At 31.3% G+C, this 601-nt stretch carries 1 protein-coding gene; it reads right to left on the bottom strand.

From position 1 onward, the window contains the following. Positions 1–27: 27 nt before the first annotated feature. Positions 28–486: a GNAT family N-acetyltransferase gene (locus JM172_RS24610; RefSeq protein ID WP_214484998.1), complete on the bottom strand. Its 459-nt coding sequence runs from the start codon at positions 484–486 to the stop codon at positions 28–30. Positions 487–601: the final 115 nt, after the last annotated feature.

The following is a 601-nucleotide window of genomic DNA, read 5'->3' as shown; positions in this document are numbered from 1 at the left end:
ATAACAGTCCTCAAAAACCCGGTTAGCTCAATAACATTTTAAGTCTAAATAATGTGTTGAATTTTGATAAATATTACCCTTTGAAAACCCAATAGCAGTATAGAATTTACTAGCCTCATCAGTATCTGTATAAAGCACCAATACATTAAAATAGGTTTTTGCTTCAACAATTATCTTTTTCACTAATAGACTTCCCAATCCGTTTCTCCTATACAACTTACTAACATAAAACCTTCTCAATCTGCCTATATAAGGTTCTTTTGAAAATGGGTCTATATTAATACCACCAACTGCAACCAAACTACCTGTCTTATTAAAAACACCGTACAATGCTTCACCAAAATTATTAAATTTATTTGTACCAGTTTTGTAGTCATTAATTAAACGTTCCACAAAACGGAAACCCTCTTCTTTACTCTCCATCACTAAAGCGTTTAGTCCAGTATTAAGCAAATCATCTATTTCGATAACTACGTATTCATCCATATTCCCTCCAGGGTATAAGATTTTACAACCTTAGAAGTAAAGTTTTTACTCCATAAACTCTCGTTAGCTTGATTCCAATTATTTCAAAAAATGACGATTAACTCAATCTTTTTTT

Origin of the sequence: Bacillus sp. SM2101 (genome assembly GCF_018588585.1) — a bacterium.
GTDB classification, from domain to species: domain Bacteria; phylum Bacillota; class Bacilli; order Bacillales; family SM2101; genus Nanhaiella; species Nanhaiella sioensis.
Note: the sequence above shows the minus strand (reverse complement) of the source record. Positions and strands in the feature narration are given on the sequence as shown.